The 18,496-nt window shown below is 70.5% G+C and carries 18 protein-coding genes and 1 tRNA gene; 8 read left to right on the forward strand and 11 right to left on the reverse strand.

Annotation, left to right across the window (positions count from 1 at the left end; translation table 11 throughout):
- Position 1: 1 nt before the first annotated feature.
- Positions 2 to 757, reverse strand: coding sequence for a DUF2306 domain-containing protein (locus tag OG371_RS36530; protein WP_329060367.1), 756 nt, complete (start codon positions 755 to 757; stop codon positions 2 to 4).
- Positions 758 to 1,063: 306 nt separating this feature from the next.
- Here OG371_RS36530 and OG371_RS36535 point away from each other — a divergent pair, with 306 nt between their 5' ends.
- The 6 genes from OG371_RS36535 to OG371_RS36560 all read left to right on the forward strand — a co-directional run bounded on the left by OG371_RS36535 (position 1,064) and on the right by OG371_RS36560 (position 8,577).
- Positions 1,064 to 2,452: an NDP-hexose 2,3-dehydratase family protein gene (locus tag OG371_RS36535; RefSeq protein WP_329060369.1), complete on the forward strand. Its 1,389-nt coding sequence runs from the start codon at positions 1,064 to 1,066 to the stop codon at positions 2,450 to 2,452.
- Positions 2,453 to 2,518: 66 nt separating this feature from the next.
- On the forward strand, positions 2,519 to 4,111 hold the full coding sequence (locus OG371_RS36540) for an MFS transporter (RefSeq protein WP_329060371.1): 1,593 nt from the start codon (positions 2,519 to 2,521) through the stop codon (positions 4,109 to 4,111).
- Between the two features lie 203 nt (positions 4,112 to 4,314).
- The gene (locus tag OG371_RS36545) at positions 4,315 to 5,490 is read left to right on the forward strand and encodes an acyl-CoA dehydrogenase family protein (RefSeq protein ID WP_329060373.1); all 1,176 of its coding nucleotides are present in this window, start codon (positions 4,315 to 4,317) and stop codon (positions 5,488 to 5,490) included.
- Positions 5,491 to 5,512: 22 nt separating this feature from the next.
- On the forward strand, positions 5,513 to 6,634 hold the full coding sequence (locus OG371_RS36550; protein WP_329060376.1) for a DegT/DnrJ/EryC1/StrS family aminotransferase: 1,122 nt from the start codon (positions 5,513 to 5,515) through the stop codon (positions 6,632 to 6,634).
- 34 nt (positions 6,635 to 6,668) lie between these two features.
- Complete coding sequence (locus OG371_RS36555) at positions 6,669 to 7,916, forward strand: class I SAM-dependent methyltransferase (RefSeq protein WP_329060377.1); 1,248 nt, start codon at positions 6,669 to 6,671, stop codon at positions 7,914 to 7,916.
- Positions 7,917 to 7,965: 49 nt separating this feature from the next.
- On the forward strand, positions 7,966 to 8,577 hold the full coding sequence (locus OG371_RS36560) for a dTDP-4-dehydrorhamnose 3,5-epimerase family protein (RefSeq protein ID WP_329060379.1): 612 nt from the start codon (positions 7,966 to 7,968) through the stop codon (positions 8,575 to 8,577).
- Positions 8,578 to 8,778: 201 nt separating this feature from the next.
- On the opposite strand, the gene OG371_RS36565 is transcribed toward OG371_RS36560, so the two are convergent.
- The 4 genes from OG371_RS36565 to OG371_RS36580 form a co-directional block, all read right to left on the reverse strand.
- Positions 8,779 to 9,876, reverse strand: a complete 1,098-nt coding sequence (locus OG371_RS36565) for a nucleotide disphospho-sugar-binding domain-containing protein (protein WP_329060382.1) — start codon at positions 9,874 to 9,876, stop codon at positions 8,779 to 8,781.
- Between the two features lie 175 nt (positions 9,877 to 10,051).
- Positions 10,052 to 10,639, reverse strand: coding sequence for an IclR family transcriptional regulator domain-containing protein (locus OG371_RS36570; RefSeq protein ID WP_329060384.1), 588 nt, complete (start codon positions 10,637 to 10,639; stop codon positions 10,052 to 10,054).
- 4 nt (positions 10,640 to 10,643) lie between these two features.
- Entirely contained in the window at positions 10,644 to 11,603 is a 960-nt protein-coding gene (locus OG371_RS36575) for a quinone oxidoreductase family protein (protein WP_329060386.1), read from the reverse strand.
- Positions 11,600 to 11,965: an alpha/beta fold hydrolase gene (locus OG371_RS36580; protein WP_329060388.1), complete on the reverse strand. Its 366-nt coding sequence runs from the start codon at positions 11,963 to 11,965 to the stop codon at positions 11,600 to 11,602. Before OG371_RS36580 ends, OG371_RS36575 begins: the two co-directional genes overlap by 4 nt.
- A gap of 312 nt (positions 11,966 to 12,277) precedes the next feature.
- Between OG371_RS36580 and OG371_RS36585 the strand changes: the two genes are divergently transcribed.
- A tRNA-Leu gene (locus tag OG371_RS36585) sits at positions 12,278 to 12,361 on the forward strand.
- Here the strand turns inward: OG371_RS36585 and OG371_RS36590 are convergent.
- From OG371_RS36590 to OG371_RS36615, 6 genes are read right to left on the reverse strand one after another with little or no spacing between them, the layout of a single operon-like run.
- Positions 12,343 to 14,097, reverse strand: a complete 1,755-nt coding sequence (locus tag OG371_RS36590) for a recombinase family protein (protein WP_329060390.1) — start codon at positions 14,095 to 14,097, stop codon at positions 12,343 to 12,345. The genes OG371_RS36585 and OG371_RS36590 overlap by 19 nt on opposite strands.
- Positions 14,087 to 14,251: a hypothetical protein gene (locus OG371_RS36595; RefSeq protein WP_329060392.1), complete on the reverse strand. Its 165-nt coding sequence runs from the start codon at positions 14,249 to 14,251 to the stop codon at positions 14,087 to 14,089. The genes OG371_RS36590 and OG371_RS36595 overlap by 11 nt, the downstream gene beginning before the upstream one ends.
- On the reverse strand, positions 14,248 to 16,383 hold the full coding sequence (locus tag OG371_RS36600; protein ID WP_329073372.1) for a cell division protein FtsK: 2,136 nt from the start codon (positions 16,381 to 16,383) through the stop codon (positions 14,248 to 14,250). Before OG371_RS36600 ends, OG371_RS36595 begins: the two co-directional genes overlap by 4 nt.
- Positions 16,376 to 17,074, reverse strand: a complete 699-nt coding sequence (locus OG371_RS36605) for a hypothetical protein (protein WP_329060394.1) — start codon at positions 17,072 to 17,074, stop codon at positions 16,376 to 16,378. The genes OG371_RS36600 and OG371_RS36605 overlap by 8 nt, the downstream gene beginning before the upstream one ends.
- Entirely contained in the window at positions 17,071 to 17,400 is a 330-nt protein-coding gene (locus tag OG371_RS36610) for a hypothetical protein (RefSeq protein WP_072479910.1), read from the reverse strand. Before OG371_RS36610 ends, OG371_RS36605 begins: the two co-directional genes overlap by 4 nt.
- Positions 17,397 to 17,732 (reverse strand): WhiB family transcriptional regulator, encoded by a 336-nt coding sequence (locus tag OG371_RS36615; protein WP_329060402.1) that lies wholly within the window; start codon positions 17,730 to 17,732, stop codon positions 17,397 to 17,399. Before OG371_RS36615 ends, OG371_RS36610 begins: the two co-directional genes overlap by 4 nt.
- A gap of 341 nt (positions 17,733 to 18,073) precedes the next feature.
- Between OG371_RS36615 and OG371_RS36620 the strand changes: the two genes are divergently transcribed.
- Positions 18,074 to 18,454 (forward strand): helix-turn-helix domain-containing protein, encoded by a 381-nt coding sequence (locus tag OG371_RS36620; protein WP_329060404.1) that lies wholly within the window; start codon positions 18,074 to 18,076, stop codon positions 18,452 to 18,454.
- Positions 18,455 to 18,496: the final 42 nt, after the last annotated feature.

The following is an 18,496-nucleotide window of genomic DNA, read 5'->3' on the forward strand; positions in this document are numbered from 1 at the left end:
GTCAGCCCCCGGCCGAGGGAGCGTTCCCGGCGAGGCCGGCCGGGGTGCTCCGCTGCGCGGCGGCGAGGCGCTTGCGGCGCAGGCGGGCAGGCCGGCGCAGCCACCAGAGCGCGATGCCGAGGTTGATCATCCAGCTGAGCCAGGCGCTTTCGAGCTCCGCGTTGGTGAAGCTGACGATGTGCGGGCCGATGCCCGGGATGCTGAACACCCCGTAGGTGAACACCCGGCTGGTGATGACGTTGGCCGCCAGCGCGAAGCTGAGCACCATCCAGGTGCGGTGGGCCGCGTAGCGCCGCTGCCGGGCCCGCACGTAGCCCATGACCGTGGTGCCCAGCGAAAGCCCGATCCAGATGTCGCTGCCGAGCTTCCCGAACAGGTCCAGCGCGCTGATCGCGACCAGCGGGATGGCCAGCAGCACCGAGGGCAGGAAGCCGGCGAAGACGTAGAGCCGTCCGCTGATCCGGTGCGCGCGCGGGCTACGCCGGCGCAGCCATGGCCAGAGCTGCAGGCACGCCGTGACGAACGTGACGGTGCCGAACGCGATGTGCGCGACGATCGTGGCGTAGTTCTGGGGGAACCCCGGGTCCATCGGAACGGGGGTGTGGTCCGGGTCGAAGTTGAGCCAGCCCGGGAGCTTCCACACGAGGAACGCGCCGAGCACCAGCGGGATGAACCAGGGGCGGCGCCACCACGGCTTGGCGGTCTTCGGCGCCGGGGGCCGGTTCCCCGCCGGGGAGTCCGGCAGCACTTGTGACATCTGCTTTTCCCTTCGGTGCGAACAATCCGTGGCGAGGCCACCGCGAGACCCAGGGCGCCCAGGGCTGAATGGTAGGGCTTCGCGGCAGCGCCGGATTCTCGGAAAGTGCTGTGCCGCCAACAAAGAGCGCCGCACTCACGGAGAGGATCCGCGGTCGCGCCCGGCGATACGGTGGTGGCCCGCCGATGGCCGGGCGACGGCGTCGTCCTCGCCGGAAGGAGGTCGGCTCTGACCAGGGACGGTTTGTCCACTCAGGACACTGTGAATCCGCGAAGCGTTACCGGGCGCCAGAGCGCCCTCCCGCGGGTGCTGCGGGCGCGCGAGGACGACGACCTCGCCGCCCGGTTCGCCGCGTCCGCCGCGACCACCGGCGTCGGCGTCGACCTGGCGACGGGCGAATGCCTCGACTGGGTCGCCAAGCGCGCGCTGGCGAACCCGTGCCGGGTCAGCCGGATCCCGTTCGCCGGACTGGCCGGCTGGAGCTTCCAGCGGGACACCGGGAACCTCGTGCACGACAGCGGGAAGTTCTTCAGCGTCGAGGGACTGCACGTCACCGTGGACGACGGGGCGACCGGCGAATGGCAGCAGCCCATCATCGTGCAGCCCGAGATCGGCATGCTCGGCTTGCTCGCCAAGGAGTTCGGCGGGGTGCTGCACTTCCTCATGCAGGTGAAGATGGAGCCGGGCAACCCCGGGCTGTTCCAGCTGTCGCCGACCGTGCAGGCCACCCGGAGCAACTACACGAAGGTGCACCGGGGCCACGCGGTGAAGCACCTGGACCGGTTCCTCGACCCGGGCCGGGGCCGGGTGCTGGTCGACGTCCTGCAGTCGGAGCACGGCGCCTGGTTCTTCCGGAAGGCGAACCGGAACATGATCGTCGAGGTGTTCGACGACGTTCCGGTGGACGACGACTACCGCTGGCTCTCCCTCGGCCAGATCGGCGAGCTGCTGCACCACCCGAACCTGGTGAACATGGACTCGCGCACGGTGCTGGCCTGCGCGCCGAGCCTGCCGCAGGAGCAGCGGGCACTGCGCTCGGACACCGAGCTGCGGTCGTGGTTCACCGCCGAGCGCGCCCGGCACGACCTGTGGTCCCGGCGGATCCCGCTGGCCGCGGTGGCGAACTGGCGGCGCGGCGCGACCGCGATCGAGCACGAGCTCAACCGGTTCTTCCGGGTGGTCGCGGTCTCGGTGACCGCGCGGAACCGCGAGGTCGGCGGCTGGACCCAGCCGCTGTTCGAGCCGATCGGCACCGGGGTGGCCGCGTTTGTCGTCCGCCGCCTGCAGGGGGTGCCGCACGTGCTGGCCGATGCGCGGATCGAGGGCGGTTTCCAGAACACCGTCGAGCTGGGCCCGACCGTGCAGTGCACACCCGAGTTCCACGAGGACGGCTCGGACCGGCTGAAGTTCGTCGACCTGGTGCTGTCGGCGACCGGCGACCGGGTCCGCTACGACGCCGTCCACTCGGAGGAAGGCGGGCGCTTCTTCCGCGCGGAGACCCGGTACCTGATCGTCGAGGCGGACGAGGCGCAGGCTCCCGCGGCGGCCCCGCCCGGCTACCAGTGGGTGACGCCGGGCCAGCTGAGCGCGCTGGTCAAGCACGGCAACTACGTCAACGTGCAGGCCCGCACCCTGCTTTCGGTGCTGACCAGCGGGGCCGTCGACGTCGGGCGGCCGGGCGCGGCCACCCGTTAAGAACGCATGGCCGCCGAGGTGCGTTGTGCACTGGTGCGGCCCGGAGGACGACTGGAGGATGAGCCGATGGAGCACAACGTCCCCCTGCGGGCAGGCCGGCGCGAGTGGATCGGTCTCGCCGTGCTCGCACTGCCGGTCCTGTTGTTCGCACTCGATTTCAGCGTGCTGTACGTGGCGCTGCCGCACCTGAGCGCGGGTCTCGGCGCGAGCGGCGTCCAGCAGCTGTGGATCACCGACATCTACGGCTTCATGGTGTCGAGCCTGCTGGTGACGATGGGGACGCTCGGCGACCGGATCGGCCGGCGCAAGCTCCTGCTCATCGGCGCGGCGCTGTTCGGCGCCGCCTCGGCCGGCGCCGCGTTCTCGACGAGCCCCGAAATGCTGATCGCGATGCGCGCCCTGCTGGGGATCGCCGGGTCGACGCTGATGCCGTCCACGCTTTCGCTGATCAACAACATGTTCCGCGACCCGAAGCAGCGCGGGGTCGCGATCGCGGTCTTCGTCAGCTGCTTCACCGGCGGCACGGCCATCGGCCCGATCATCGGCGGGGTCCTGCTGGAGAATTTCTGGTGGGGCTCGGTGTTCCTGATGGGCGTGCCGATCATGGTGCTGCTGCTCATCGCGGGCCCGATCCTGCTGCCGGAATTCCGCGACCCGACCGCGGGCCGGCTCGACCTGGTCAGCGTCGCGCTGTCGCTGGCCGCGATCCTGCCGTTCGTCTACGGGTTCAAGGGGCTCGCGGTCGAGGGTTGGAGCCCGTGGTACCTGGTGTGTGTGGGGGCCGGCCTGGCGGTGGGCTGGGCGTTCGTGCGGCGGCAGCGCCGGCTCGCGGAGCCGTTGCTGGACCTGATGCTGTTCGGCAGCAGCGCGTTCCGCACGAGCGCGATCGGGCTGACGCTCAACGGCATGATCATGGCGGGCACCGCGCTGCTGATCAACCTGTACTTCCAGCTCGTGGTCGGCCTGTCCCCGTTGCAGGCCGGGCTGTGGCTGATCCCGGGCTCGGTCGCGATCGTGGCCGGTTCGATGGCGACTCCCTTGCTGGTCAAGCGCATCCGCCCGGCGTTCGTCATCGCGGGCGGCCTGGTCGCGGGCGCTGCCGGGTACCTGCTGCTCACCCTGGCCGGCGGCGGGGGCGATCTCGCCGTCGTGGTGGCCGGCAACATCCTGATCGGCTTCGGCACCGGGCCGATCACCGCGCTGGGCAACGGCCTGATCATGGGCTCGGCGAAACCGGAGAAGGCCGGGTCCGCCTCGGCGATCGCGCAGACCACCGGTGACCTCGGCATCGCGCTGGGCATCGGGGTGATCGGCAGCCTCGCCACCGCCGTGTACCGTGCGTCTATAGTGGACAGTCTGCCGCCCGGAACCCCGGCCGTGGCCGCGGGATCGGCGCGGGAAAGCCTGGAAGGGGCCGTCACCGCGGCCACACAGCTGCCGGGTGCTGCCGGCGACGGCCTGCTCTCGGCCGCGCGCGACGCGTTCGCCGACGGGCTCCACGCCGGTGCGGTCGTCGCCGCGGCCGTCGCCGCCGGGATCGCCGCGCTCGCGGTCGCGAAGCTGCGCCACATTCCGTCCAGCGCTGAGGAGACCGCCCCACCGGCGGCCGCGCCCGACGGCGTCGAAACCGGCGCAGCGTCGGAAGCGAACCGTCGCTGAGCCGACCCGTACAGCATGGTGCCGCGGCCGGGTCCTGACCCGGCCGCGGCACTTTTTCCCTGCTGTGCGAGCACTTTCCGGCTCCGCAATCCAGAGGGTGAGGAAAGCGCTCGCCGCGGCGCACCATGAACGGGACTCCCAGAGGGTTTCTGGTCCGTTGTTGCCGTAACCGCGCGGCGGCCTGACGAGGAGGATCGAGGACTATGACTGGCGCACCGTCGCGAACCGAGCTCACGAAGAGGGCAGCCGACCTGGTTCCGCTGCTGAAGGAGAACGCCCGGTGGGTCGACGAGAACCGGCGGCTCCCGGACGAGGTGATCGACGCCGTCACGGCGGCGGGCATCCTGCGGATGCGGGTCCCCAAGAGGTACGGCGGCTACGAGTCCGACATGGGCACCGTGGTCGAGGTCCTCGCCGAGCTGGCCCGCGGGTGCGGGTCCACGTCGTGGGTCTCGACCGTGTGGGCGCTGAGCAGCTGGATGGCGGCGCATTTCCCGGACAGCGCGCAGGACGAGGTGTTCACCTCGCCCGACGTGCGGATCTGCGGGGCACTGAGCCCGACCGCCGTCGCGACGCCCGTCGACGGCGGCCTGACGGTGAACGGGAAGTGGTCGTTCAACAGCGGCGCGCGGCACAGCACGTGGAACTCGAACGCCGCGGTGATCGCGCACCCGGACGGCCGGTTCGAGCCGGTCATGATCCTGGTCCCGATGGCCGACCTCACGGTGGTCGACGACTGGCACACCGTCGGCCTGCGCGGCTCGGGCAGCATCACCACCATCGCGGAGGAGGTCTTCGTGCCCCAGGACCGCATGCTCTTGCTCGAACCGGTCTTGCAGGGCAACGCGTCCTCGACGCTGAACGCCGATTCGCCGGTCTTCCGCGCCCCGTTCATGCCGACGGCGTGCGCGACCATCACGGGCACCCCGCTGGGCCTGGCGTACGCGGCGAAGGAAGCGTTCTTCGAGCGCCTTCCCGGCCGCAAGATCACCTACACCGAGTACACGAGCCAGCAGGAGGCCCCGCTGACGCACCTGCAGGTCGCCGAGGCGCTGACCAAGGTGAACGAGGCGGAGTTCCACGCCGGCCACGCCGCCGCGATGATCGACCGCTCGGCGGCGGACGAGCAGCCGTGGAAGGTCGAGCAGCGGGCCCGGATCCGCCTGGAGATGGGGATGACGACCCAGCGCGCGAAGGAGGCCGTCGACATCCTCGCCGTGGCGAGCGGCGGTTCGTCGGTCTACCACGACGTGCCGATCCAGCGGATCGAGCGGGACATCAAGACGATCGGGCTTCACGCCATCATGCACCCGGACACGAACGCCGAGCTGTACGGCCGGGTCGCGTGCGGCCTCGAGCCCAACACCCAGTACATCTGAGCCGGGCCGGGGACTGAGGCACATGGCCGTCCAGGTCTGGGATTACCTGCCGGAGTACCGGAACGAGCGCGCCGACATCCTGGACGCGGTGGAGACCGTGTTCGAGTCGGGGCAGCTCGTGCTCGGCAAGAGCGTGGCCGGTTTCGAACAGGAATTCGCCGGCTACCACGGGATGCCGTACTGCGCGAGCGTCGACAACGGGACGAACGCGATCCGGCTGGCGCTGCTCGCGCTGGGCGTGGGCGCCGGGGACGAGGTGATCACCGTGTCCAACACCGCCGCGCCGACGGTGGTGGCGATCGACGGGATCGGCGCGGTCACCAGGTTCGTCGACGTCCGGGCCGCGGACTTCCTGATGGACACCGAGCAGGTGGCGGCGGCGATCACGCCGCGCACCAAGGCGATCGTCGCGGTGCACCTGTACGGCCAGTGCGTCGACCTGGCGCCCCTGGAGCGCCTGGCCGCGGACCACGGCCTGGTCCTGCTGGAGGACTGCGCCCAGGCGCACGGGGCGCGCGGGCGCGGCCGGATCGCGGGCAGCGTCGGCGATGCCGCGGCGTTTTCCTTCTACCCGACCAAAGTGCTCGGCGGCTACGGCGACGGCGGCGCTGTCCTCACCCGTAGCAGCGAAGTCGACGCGGCGGTGCGACGGCTCCGCTACTACGGCATGGGGGAGGTGTACTACGTCGAGCAGACCCCGGGGTTCAACTCCAGACTCGACGAAGTCCAGGCCGAGATCCTGCGCCGCAAGCTCGGCCGGCTCGACGAGTACATCGCGGGCCGGCGCCGGGTCGCCCGGCGTTACGCCGAAGGCCTCGCCGCCGTGACCGGCGAGGGCGGTCTCCTGCTTCCGCGCCCGGCACCGGGCAACGACCACGTCTACTACGTCTACGTCGTGCGCCACCCCGAGCGCGACCGGATCCTCGAGCGGCTGCGGGCGCGGGGGATCCGGCTCAACATCAGTTACCCCTGGCCCGTGCACACGATGGCGGGCTTCGCCCACCTGGACTGCGCTAAGGGGTCCCTGCCGGTCACCGAGCGGCTGGCCGGGGAGATCTTCTCCCTGCCGATGTACCCGTCCCTGCCCGGGCACGTGCAGGACCAGGTGATCGAAGAACTGATCGCGGTGCTGAACGAGGTCTGAGGGACGGCGCCGCCGGACCGGAGAGAGGTGTGTTGTGACCAGTGGAGCCGAATCGGGACCGGGCACCGGCCGATGCCGGGTGTGCGGTGGTGCCGTCGCCGAATTCCTCGACCTCGGCCGGCAGCCGCTGTCGGACGCCTTCCTGCACGGGGCGGACGCGGACCGGGAGTTCTTCTTCCGGCTCGCGGTCGGCCGGTGCTCCGGGTGCACGATGGTCCAGCTGATGGAGGAAGTGCCGCGCGAGCGGATGTTCCACTTCGGCTATCCCTACTACTCCTCGGGTTCCGAGGTGATGCGCAAGCACTTCGCCGCCACCGCCCAATATTTCCTCGAGACCGAGCTGGCCCGGCCGGACGCGTTCGCGGTGGAGATCGGGTGCAACGACGGTGTCCTGCTGCGGACGGTGAGCGACGCGGGCGTCCGGCATCTCGGCTTCGAACCGTCCGGCGGGGTCGCCGAGGTGGCCCGGGGCAAGGGGATCGAGGTGCGCGCCGACTTCTTCGAGGAGCGCACCGCGGCCGAGACCAGGCGCGAGCACGGTCCGGCGAACGTGATTTTCGCGGCCAACACCATCTGCCACATCCCGTACCTGGATTCGGTCTTCCGCGGGGTGGACGCCTTGCTGGCCGACGACGGCGTCTTCGTGTTCGAGGACCCGTACCTCGGCGACATCGTGCGGAAGACCTCGTTCGACCAGATCTACGACGAGCACTTCTACTTCTTCACCGCGGACTCGCTCCGGCGGGCGGGCGGCCGGTTCGGCTTCGACCTGGTGGATGTGCGCCGGCTGCCCGTGCACGGCGGGGAGGTCAGGTACACGTTCGCGCGTACCGGCGCCCGCCCGCCCGCAGCCGCCGTCGGGGAGCTGATCGCGGCCGAACGCGCGCAGGCACTGGCCGACCCGGCCACCCTGCGGGGGTTCGCCGACCGGGTCGGCGAGGTCCGCGACGATCTGGTCGGGCTGCTGACCGGCCTGCGGCGGCAGGGCAAGCGGGTCGCCGCGTACGGGGCGACCGCGAAGAGCGCCACGGTGACCAACTTCTGCGGGATCGGGCCGGAGCTGATCTCGCGGGTGTACGACTCGACGCCGGCCAAGCAGGGCCTGCTGACGCCGGGCGCGCACATCCCGGTCGAGCCCGCCGAGGGGTTCTCGGCCGGCTACCCCGACTACGCGGTGCTGTTCGCCTGGAACCACGCCGACGAGATCATGGCGCGAGAGCAGGAGTTCCGGCGGGCCGGCGGCCGGTGGATCCTCTACGTCCCGGACGTCCGGGTCGTCTGAGCAATCGTCCGAGCAGTCCGAGCAGTCTGAGCAGCGAAGGAGCGCACGAGTGCGGGCATGGCCGCTCAGCGTCGAAGGCGCGTTCAAGTTCGAGATCGTTCCGCACGAGGACGACCGCGGGGCGTTTCTCTCGCCGTACGGCGAATCGGTGTTCGAGAGCTTCACGGGGCACCCGCTGTTCACGATGCGGCAGCACAGCTACAGCACGTCGCGCCGCGGTGTCGTGCGGGGACTCCACTACACGGCGACCCCGCCCGGCACCGCGAAGTACGTGTACTCGCCCGCCGGCGAGGCGCTGGACATCGTGCTGGACATCCGGGCCGGGTCGCCCACGTTCGGGCAGTGGGATTCGGTGCGGTTCAGCGCGGCGGAGCACTACGGGGTGTACCTGCCGGTCGGGGTGGCGCACATGTTCGCCGTACTGGCCGACGACACCGTGATCAGCTACCTGCTCTCGGCCGAGTACCGCCCGGCGGACGAACTGGCGATCTCGCCGCTCGACCCGGCGCTGGGGCTCCCGCTGCCGGACTTCGAGCACGGCCCGGTCCTCTCGGCCCGGGACCGGGATGCCCCGACGCTGGCCGAGGCGCGGGCAGCGGGCCGGTTGCCCGAATACGCCAGGGCCGCGGTCCTCGAGCGGCAGCTCGGTGCCAAGCGGTGAATTCCGGTCCGCATTGACGCTTTGGTGCTGCGCGTGCCCGGTCCGAGGCCGTGCCGCGGACCCGTCCGGGCGGGTGCGTTCCCGGTTCGGCCCGGATGCTTTGGCGAGTTCCGGTCCACTCGGACGCTTTCGTGCTGCGCGTGCCCGGCCCGAGACAATGCCACGGACCCGCCCGGTCGCCCGGGCGGGTCCGTTTCCGGTTCAGAACCGCTTCTCCAGCCCGGCGGCGACCTCGGCCGGGCTGGGCTGCGCGGCGATCTCCGCCGCGATCTGCCCGGCGGCGGTCCGGTGCCCGGCCGACCGCAACACCGCCTCGCAGGCCCGGTGGACCGTGTCGGCGGTCGTTTCCTCGGGCAGGAGCATGAGTCCGGCTCCGGCCTTGGCCGTCGCCGCCGCGTTGTCGAACTGGTCGTCGAACTGGGGGATCATCACCTGCGGGCACGCGGCGCCGAGCGCGGTGAGCGAAGTGCCCTGGCCGGCGTGGTTGACCGAGACGGCGCAGGTGCGCAGCACCTCGGCGAGCGGCAGCCTGCCCGCGTAGCGCACCCGGTCGGGCAGGGCCGGCCAGCCGGCGGCGACCCGGTCGTCGATCGCGACCAGGAGCTCGACCTCGAGCGAGCCGAGCCGCCGGAGCAGCGGTACCGCGAATTCGCCGAGGTCGCGCCCGCCGAGGTGGGGGAGCAGCGTGCCGAACGTCAAGCAGACCCGGGGGGAGCGCCGCCGGCCGGTGACCCAGCGCGGCACGGCCGCGTCGCCGTTGTACGGCACGTGGCGGATGCTCTGGTGGTTTTCGGCGTAGGCGGCGCGCAGACTCGGCGGCCAGGGGTTGAGCACGACGTCGGGGGCGCCGAGCGTGTGCGCGGCCGACTCGGTTTCCCACGCGGACCGGTACTCCGTCAGCCGTCCGGCCCCCCAGTGCAGTTCGACGCGGGGCAGCCCGTGCCGGGCGGCGACCAGGGGACCCGCCAGCTCCGCGCGTTCGCTGACGACCAGGTCCGGGCGCCACTCCCGGACGAGTTCCTCCGCCCCGGGCAGGCTCCGCCGCGCGACCCCGGCGAACGCGAGCCCATGCGCGAACCGCTGTTCCTCACCCGGCAGCCGACCGGCCGCGACGAGGTCCGCGACCGGACCGGAGCTGCTCCACGCGCGGGCCGGCAACCCCGCGCGCAGGACCGTGGGCAGGAAATCCCCGGTCGTGGCGACCAAAACCTCGTGCCCGCGAACGCGTAACGCCCAGGCGAGCGGGACCAAGGGGAACAGGTGGCCCGCCAAGCCGACGGTGGTTAACAGAACGCGCACAGCCACTCCCCGTTCGCTGACCCGGCGCTGACCACGCTATCGCCGTTCCGCCCCCGCTCTTCTCCTGGAGTGACGGCTATTCGCGGCAGGACAAGGCGTCACCCGGACCTCGGAATCCGATGTGGACAGTCAAGCCTCCGCGGCCGGCCCGCCGGCGCTGTACGACCCGGCTTGGTCACCGGGCGGCAAGCGCGCCAGTCGTCAGGCCGGTCGCGCCGGTCAGCGGGATCGCCACGCTCACGAAGCCCACGCGGGTCTGCTCGTACTCGACCGCGTAGCCGTTCGCGCGGGCGCGGGTCAGTTCGTGCAGCATGAGGCCGGGAGTGCTCACGGTGTGCGGGGTGAGCCGTTCCAGCGGGGACGCGAGCACCTCGTCGACCAGGGCGCGGGGGCCGTGGGCGAGCTGGACCTTGCCGGTGGCCGTGCAGTGCATCGGCATGCGGCCGGCCACCCGGGACGGTGAGGTGGATCGTCTCGTTCGTGGCCTGGCAGAGGTCTTCCATGTACGGGCGGGCGGCGGTGCGCAGGATGCGCTGCCGCGGGACCCGCTGGGTGGTCTCGAACAGCCGGATGCCGAGCCAGTAGTCGCTGCCGCGCCGTGTTCCAGCACGCCCCAGCTCAGCAGCTCCTGCGCCAGGCGGTGGACCGGCGCCTTCGCGACGCCCGAGCGCCGGGCCAGTTCGGTCAGGCTCAGGTGCTCGTCCTCGGGCCCGAAGGCCTCGAGGATGAGCTGGACCTTGCCGAGCACGCTGTTCGCCGTCATCGGGTCACCAGGCATGGGGCCAGGCCCGCTCACCGGACCGGCTACGGGACCAGGACCGCCCGGCCCGCAGGTCTTCGAGGGCCAGGGCCGCGTCGGCGAGGGCGTACTTCTGCACCGCCACCCGGAGTTCGCCCGCGGACAGGCGTTTCACCAGGTCACCGGCGGCTTCGCGGGCCCGCCGCTCCTGCCGGATCATGTTGACCGGCAGCAGCGCGACGTCGTCGAGGAGCCAGGACGGCAGGTCCACCCGAATCTCGGTGCCGGTCACGTAGCCGATCACCGCCGCGCGCCCGCCCGGGCGGACCCAGCGGGTGCGGGCCACCAGCCCGTCGCCGCCGAGCGTGTCGACCAGCAGGGGCGCCGGGCGGTCCGCGGCCAGGCGATCGAGGTCTTCGGTCGAGTCGAGGCAGACGCCGGTGACCCCGTCGGGCAGAGCGGCTAGCTGCTCCGCGCGGCCGACGACGCCGGTCACCTCCGCCCCGGCGAGCCGGGCTTGCTGCGCGACCATCGACCCGGCCGCGCCGACCACGATCACCTCTTCGCCCTCGCCGAGGCGCGCCACGTCGTGCAGCACCACGAACGCGGTCGTCGCCGGGACGAAGAAGGCCGCCGCGACCTCGGGGGCGAGCGGGGCCTCCAGCCGGGTCACCGCCTTGGTCGGGACGCTCACCCGCTCGGTCCAGGTGCCGTCGCGCCGCAGGCCGAGGCCGCCGCCGCGCAGCATCACCTGGTCCTCCGGCTCCAGGCCGGAGCCCGCGTCGCACTCGGCGACGATGCCCGCGCCCTCGACCCCGCCGGTGTACGGCAGGGCCGGCTTGAGGTCGAGAGTCCCATTCGCGACGGTGGTGTCCAGGTGCGCCGCCGCCTGCACGTCGACGAGCACCTCGCCCGCCGCCCGCGTCGGCTCGGCGACCTCGTTCACGACGGGCGCGGAGCCCCAGCTGCGGAACCGCGCGGCCCTCATACGGCGGCCTTGCGCAGGAACTCCAGGCTCAGCGGGTTGTAGCGGGCGGCCTGCTCGTGCTGCGGCCAGTGCCCGCACTCCTCGAACAGCTCCAGCCGCGAGTCGCCGCGGGGCGAGGCCGACATCCCGGCCAGCTCGCGCTCGCCGGGGTCGAGGCTCTGCTCGTAACGCAGGTCGAGCGTCGCTTCGGGGAGCTGGTCGCCGTCGTACCATTCGAGACTGGGGATGACGTGACGCATCTTCTCGCGCGTCGGGCCTTCGCCGCCGTAGTAGGCGTTGCGGCCGCGCCGTCCGCCCTCGGGCAACGGGGCGAGCGGGCCGTAGAACACCGGCATGCTCCCGGTGACGACCAGCGACCGCACCCGCTCCGGGTACTTCGCGGCGAGGTTGAGCGCGATGGTGCCGCCCTAGGAGTTGCAGACGAAATCGGCGCGTGCACGTGGCCCCGACGCCCAAAGCCCCCGTTGTGTCGAGCCGCTGAGCAGTGGCCGGCGGACTCATCGCCGCTCAACCGCATCGTCCCGGCGATGCCCCCGCGCCGTCCGCCCCCTCCACGACCCCGATCCCGCCCCTGTTGATGATCAACAGGGAAAAATAGCCACCCCGCCCGGCCCAGGATGCCGGACCCCCCTGAAACCGGAGCCCGGAGCGTCGTATAGTCTCTTCGTCAGCAGGTCCGAGTGGCGGAATGGCAGACGCGCTAGCTTGAGGTGCTAGTGCCCTTAATGGGCGTGGGGGTTCAAGTCCCCCCTCGGACACACGCACTATCTACACCCGGGCTGGCCGTCGCATAGACGGCCAGCTCTTTTGGTTCGTAGCGTAGCTCCAGGTTCAGCGCCCGGTACAGGCGGCTCATGCCTGCCGTCGTCGCGTCGGCCAGTGTCCCGCAGACGTCGCCGAGTGCATCGATCCTCGCGTAGATCTCCGCACGGCCTACCGTCGAGTCGGCTGGAACGCTCTCGATCTGCGCTTTCGCGGCCGCTCGTTCTGCCTGTGCCTGGTTGATCGGGTCGACGAGTGCTTCGGGCTCGACGCCGGCCGCGATGGCGGCCTGATACCGCTGAAGCCTCGCCTCCGCGTCCGTCAGCCGGTTTCGCGCCGCTTCGAGCGGACCACCGTTGGCCTGACTGCCGTCCGAGCCGAGTAGCGCGGTCGCTGTTCGGTCGCGGTTGTCCGGGTGGAACAACTCGTGAAGCCATCCGTTGATCGCCTCGACGACCACGCCCTCGCGCAGATTGACCGTCGTCGGGTGGTCCGCCAGTTTCGGTGAGCCGGGCGCCATGGTCCGTGAGGTGCAGCGGTAGTAGGAGCCCTTCCTGATCGTGGCGCCTTGCATCTTCCGGCCGCACACCCCGCATCGGAGCAGACCGCGCAGGAGATACGCCCGCGCAGTCTTCCGGCCGCCGCGCTCGGCCTTGCGCGCCGTCTTCAACCCACCCGCCGACTTCGAGCGGCGGAGAAGCTGAGCTTGCGTGAACGTCTCCACGGACACGATCGCCGGATGTGCCTGCAGGCGCGACCGTACGATCCGGTCGGGAGCGGCGCGCTTGAACCGCACTACGTGGCCCGCAGCGACGTCCTCAGGGTCGAGCAACGTCTCATGCTTCGTCCAGCGCCCGAAGATCGCGTAGCCGGTGTATCGCGGGTTGTCCAAGATCGCCCGCACCGAGCTGCCTTGCCAGCCGTCGGCAAGCCGGTGCCGGTTCTGTTCCCGCCGATGCGCGGAGGGACAGGGAATGCCGTCGCGGTTGAGGATGTTGGCGATCGCCCGATCACCGTTGCCGTCCAGGTACTCGGCAAAGATCCGGCGCACCACGTCCACCGTCGTCTCGTCGAGCGCCAAAGCACGCAACTTGAACCCCTCGGCTGCCTTCCGCGGATTCGGATGGGGTCCACTGTCGACGACGATGTACCCGTACGGCGCCCGGCCGCCCTGATGCCGTCCTTCGTTGATCACCTGCGCGTCCATCGCTGCCCGGACGCGCGCCTGAACGTGCTGGCGCTCGGACTCGCTCATCCCGCCGAGCACGCTCATCAGCATCTTGTGCGACGGGTTTCGCGCGTCGTACTTCCCACCCAGCTCCGGCACCCACAGATCCACGCCGTACGCCGCGAACTTTGGCGCGATCAGGGAGAACTGGTTACCGAACCAACAACGCGTGCCCTCGCCGACCACGATCGCGTCCCACCCGCGTCGCGGGTCCTTCAGTGCCGCGAGCAGTCGCGCGCCCTCCGTCCTCCGTTCCCATGGGACGGAACGCGACTGTCCTATGTCGAAGAACTCCGACACGATCTGCCCGCCGAGCGGCTCGACGAACTTGCGCGCGTTCCCGAATTGCCAACCGCGAGAGGTCTCCGGGTCCTGGTTGTCCTCGGTTGAGCAACGCCCGTAGGCCGCCATTGCGCCGATCCCGTCGTCCACCACGTCGGCGACCTCAAGACCCAAAATGTCGTCCAGAGTCGACCACGGGTCGCTGATGATTTCAGCTGCCACGGTTCACCTCCTCTCCCGGCACGTCCAGCACCGGCACCTCAGTAACCTCGATCAGAACGGCCAGCAGTGCACGCGCGACAGCGGGCGTCAGCTCAGGCAATCCAGCAGGTAGGATAACCCGGATCGGCGGCTCTTCGGAACGAGCGGCGCTCATCGCTCGCCGTCCTCGTCTGCCGCCCCGGTGCCAGTGGTCGCGCGGCTCATAGCGCTCCTGATTTCAGCCGTGAGGTATCCGCGTACCTGCCGGATCTCGCCGTCTTCGCTGGTCACGCGGTCTCGCGTCGGCCGGCATCCGAGATCGGTCATCTCCTGCGCGAACGTCTTCCGGTCGATCTCCAGGGCGTCCAGCAACTCGGCCGTTGGTACGAAGTCCCTGCCGTCTGGGCCCAGGTCATCGCCCAGGTACTCGACGAGCGACGCAAGCACTTCAGGCAGCTCTTCAGGCGACTGAACCGCGTCAACCATGTGACCTGCACCGATTGCCTTGACCGCGGCCGCGTGGTCGAGCTGCGGCAGGCTGTCTTGCCCGGCCGCGTGCCCGGTGAGCGTCCCCGCCGCCTCGCGCAGCGTCCGGCCCTGCTCGCAGATGGTCCGCCAGTCCTCGTTCGGCATGTAGTACGTCCGAACCGTCATGGCCAGCACATCGGCGCCAGCGGACGTGTCGCCGTCCGGCCGCAGGATGCCGACTCCCTTGTGTGAGGGCAGCAGCCGGGACGAGTCGAACCCGCGCGTGTTCATCTGCTCGCCGAGCACGATGTTCGAGTCGCGCCAGTCCATCACCCGCAGCGCGAACCGCGACCCGAGCACCGCCCGCAACCCGGACGGGATCGTCTTCGAGTCCGGCCGCTGTGTCGCCAGCACGAGCACGATCCCGGCGGCCGGTCCCTTCTTCGCGAGCCACGTCAGCAACTCGCCGATGTACTCGCCCGCGGTGAGCTTCTTTCCTTGCACGTCAACGGGCGTACGGTCCTCCAACGGAACCTGGACCTCATCGATGAAGATGGCCGTGATGGGCATGTTCAGTGCCTTGTCGCGTGACATCTCCGGCGTGACCTTCGATTCCGGACACGTGAGGTCGTCCAGGTCGCGCATCCGCCGGAACCGCGTCTGAACCTCGCCGACCAGCTCAATCAGCCAGTCCACGAGCGCTAGAACGTGCTCGGGTTCGTCGCCGGATATGAACCGGTGTGCCACCAGGCCGGCCGCGTCCCAGTCTTTCCCGGCTTTGAAGTCCGCCACATACAGCCGCACCCACGCGTCCAAGATGAGCCCGGCCGCCGCGAGCCGCGCGGCAAACGTCTTGCCCTGCCGGGGAATGGCGCCGACCAGCAGGGACGTCCACACCAGCGGCAGGTCAATCCGCCGGTCCCGCGCATCCCGGCCAAACGGGATCGGCCGCCACGCGTCCCACTGCGCCACGCCGAGCAGCGGCGTCCGCAACGGCGGTGAGGCGTACGGGTCCTCATCAGCCACCCACATCGACACACGCCCGGCGTGCCCACCGTTGCCGCGAACCCGTTCGACGATCAGCTGGACCTCATCGACGGCGAGCGCCGACGCGAGTGCATCCCGGTTCTTCACCACGTCGGCCGCCTTACGGGTGGCCGGAAGGTCGACGGTGATCGCCCAACCGTCGCCGACGCGCGTCGCGCGTTCGACGAGCCGCAGCGCCTCGTCCTTGCCGATCAGCTTCGCGTCCCGGAACGCGTCCACCAGGACCTGCGGGTCCATCGTCCACGTGAGAGTTCGCGGCCCCGCGAGCGCCGGCTTGCGACCGGGGCTGCCGTCCTTCCTACGTCCGAGGGTCGCGAGCGCCACGGAGGCCGCAGCGCCGCCGATCCACAGAGGATCGGTGCCGTACACGAGGTTCACGACAGCCACCGCGAGGACGGCAACGACCACGATGGCACCGGTGACTTTCCAACGGAACAACGTGAGCGCCCGAATCTCCGTAAATTTGTCGGCCAGCTTCTCCGACTCTTCGGCCGCCGTCCGGTAGTCCCGGACGGTGACCCAGCCGCGCCACCACCGCGCCCCGACGACCAGGCCGCGAACGACCGCGCCGACGTACCGCCACGGTGACTTCACCAGCCCGACGACGGCGTCTTTGCCCGCCTGGACGGCCTGCGGCTTGCTCTTCAGCCACAACGGCACACGCGGCGAATGCCGCCACCACCGGACGAAGCGGTTCGTCTTCGGCTCTCGCCGACGCGGTTGAGGCAACGTGTCGTCGACCAGTTCGCCGTCCAGCACGGGGTCGGCCTTGATCGGCAGCGAGTCAGCCATTGCCGACCTCCGACCGCAACGCCCGCGCCAGCCGGGGCGACAAACCGCGTGAGCAGCCGGTAGCCCGCCGCACCCATGCCGGCGTGATCTCGACGTCCGGCGTCCAGCTCTCCCGAGCGATCGCAAGGTAATCGGCGAACAGCACGCGCCGACTAGCTTTCGCTGGCTCCGGCTGAACGGCTTGCCGTTCAGCCGCCACCAGGACAGCGTCGGTGAGCTTGTCCCGCAGGTCGGTGATCGCTTCGACAGCGACGAACACGACCAGCGGCGGCACAGAGTGAAGCACGATCGCCGCAGCCTCCCCGGCCGCGAACGACGTCCAGGTGTTCATGACGTAGGTGGCCGCGAGCGTGAACCACTTCGCCCGCCGCACCCAGACGCCCGTTTGGACCTGGTACCGCGCGGTGACCTGCTCGGCCCGCAGGATCGCCAGCAGAACGAGTGAGACGGTCGGGTCCAGCACCCACGCCGCGAGCCATGGCAGCGAGCCTGGCCGTGTCCCGGTCGACGCGAAGCCCTGGACGTTGGTCATCGTGAACGCGAGCCCGAGCACGATCCCGGACCAGCACATCCAGTCGACCTGCCGCCGGACACGCTCGATCCGCAGCGCCACGACGTCCGGATCGGTTTGGTATGCGCGCACCTCCGCGGCTTCGGCAGCGTCCTGTGCGAGCCGTTGCGCTCGGTTCATCGTCGACCACCCCGCTTCGAGGTGTCGACCGTGGTCACGGTCATGGCACGGGTCAGCGCGTAGGAGGCGAACAGCGCCGGCAGCCCGAGCACGGCGAACAGCAGCCACGGGCTACCGGGGTGAGCGATCACCACCCACTGGACGGCCACGATCAACCCGGCGTTGAACAGCACTCGCCCGACCAGCGACACGAGCCGCGCCCCGCTCCGAGCGGCTTCGGCGGCAGCCTTCGCCCGGCGGGAACCGGCCCGCCAGACCCAGAACAACACGAGCAGCACGCCGACACCGGCGAGGATCTGCGTGGGCGTCACGGTGAGTCCGTTCATCGCGCACCCCGATCGGTCCGCTCGCCGCGCCGCAGCCAGAGCGGGTGCAGCGCGCGTCGGTCGTCGTCGGTCGTCCCGCCCCAGACGCCGACCGTGTCGACGCCGGCCGTCCGTAATTCCAGCTCCAGGCACTCGTCCCGGACGGGGCACCCGCCGCACAGCCGCTCAGCCAGCTCGGTGTCACTGCTTGCGTCGGGTGGTCCGTCGTCCGGCGGGGGCCACATGCAGGCTCCCTCGCTGGTCACGACGTCGGTCAGGACATCGGTCGGCACCCAGCGCAGCCGGTCCAGCCGCCACGCGATCCCGATCAGGTGCAGGTCGTCGGCGCTCATGCGGCACCTCCGGCCTGACGCGAGCCGAGCAGTCGGGCCAACTCGGTCGACGACACGCGGAGCCCGGAACGGCAGCGGGTGGCGCGCACCTCGCGGGTCCGGATCGCTCGGCTCACCGCAGCGCGGGACGCGCCGAGCAGCCAGGCTGCTTCTCGAATGGTGTGAAAGGTGATTTGCGAGTTCATGAGAAAGGCCAATCTGATGATTTCAAGACTATGTTGTTGATTTCAGCTCTTCGACGGGCGCGTTTGTCCGACGCGCCGCCGACGAAGTGCTAGGCGACGTGGTGAAGGCTTGAAGAACCGCTAATCTCGGCGCTGAGGCGGAGCGCGGAGGAATACGTGACGGAGGACTGGGCGGCGGTCGCCAAGGCGATCAACATGCGCGTGAACGAACTCGGCTGGCGACAACGCGAGCTGGCCGAGCGGTCGCACGTGTCGCAGGCGATCGTGCGCGAGCTCCAGCACCACACGGTGGAGCGCCGCCGGAGCGCGCGCACGCTCGAAGCGCTGTCGACGACGTTGGGCTGGCATCCGCAGCATCTGCTTGCGGTGCTGCAAAACCGCACGCCGCCGCACCCGGACGAGCCGGCCGACGACGGCCACGAACTGTGGTCGCGGCTGGATGCGCTCGAACAGCGCCTGGCGGAGATCACCGACCGGCTGGAGGACGTCCAATCGAGCCTTGCGACGGTCGTTGAGCACGTCCGGCCGAAGCGTTAGCGACTTGGTGAGCGTGGTGTTTTCCATGCCTCTAATTCAAGG

The sequence above is a fragment of the Amycolatopsis sp. NBC_01480 genome (assembly GCF_036227205.1).
Lineage (GTDB): Bacteria > Actinomycetota > Actinomycetes > Mycobacteriales > Pseudonocardiaceae > Amycolatopsis.

Bases quoted from the DNA above. Each gene is read 5' to 3' on its own strand.
- OG371_RS36530 (WP_329060367.1), bottom strand. From the start codon at position 757: ATGTCACAAGTGCTGCCGGACTCCCCGGCGGGGAACCGGCCCCCGGCG.
- OG371_RS36540 (WP_329060371.1), top strand. From the start codon at position 2,519: ATGGAGCACAACGTCCCCCTGCGGGCAGGCCGGCGCGAGTGGATCGGT.
- OG371_RS36545 (WP_329060373.1), top strand. From the start codon at position 4,315: ATGACTGGCGCACCGTCGCGAACCGAGCTCACGAAGAGGGCAGCCGAC.
- OG371_RS36550 (WP_329060376.1), top strand. From the start codon at position 5,513: ATGGCCGTCCAGGTCTGGGATTACCTGCCGGAGTACCGGAACGAGCGC.
- OG371_RS36570 (WP_329060384.1), bottom strand. From the start codon at position 10,639: ATGACGGCGAACAGCGTGCTCGGCAAGGTCCAGCTCATCCTCGAGGCC.
- OG371_RS36575 (WP_329060386.1), bottom strand. From the start codon at position 11,603: ATGAGGGCCGCGCGGTTCCGCAGCTGGGGCTCCGCGCCCGTCGTGAAC.
- OG371_RS36595 (WP_329060392.1), bottom strand. From the start codon at position 14,251: ATGAGCGCCGCTCGTTCCGAAGAGCCGCCGATCCGGGTTATCCTACCT.
- OG371_RS36600 (WP_329073372.1), bottom strand. From the start codon at position 16,383: ATGGCTGACTCGCTGCCGATCAAGGCCGACCCCGTGCTGGACGGCGAA.
- OG371_RS36605 (WP_329060394.1), bottom strand. From the start codon at position 17,074: ATGAACCGAGCGCAACGGCTCGCACAGGACGCTGCCGAAGCCGCGGAG.
- OG371_RS36610 (WP_072479910.1), bottom strand. From the start codon at position 17,400: ATGAACGGACTCACCGTGACGCCCACGCAGATCCTCGCCGGTGTCGGC.
- OG371_RS36615 (WP_329060402.1), bottom strand. From the start codon at position 17,732: ATGAGCGCCGACGACCTGCACCTGATCGGGATCGCGTGGCGGCTGGAC.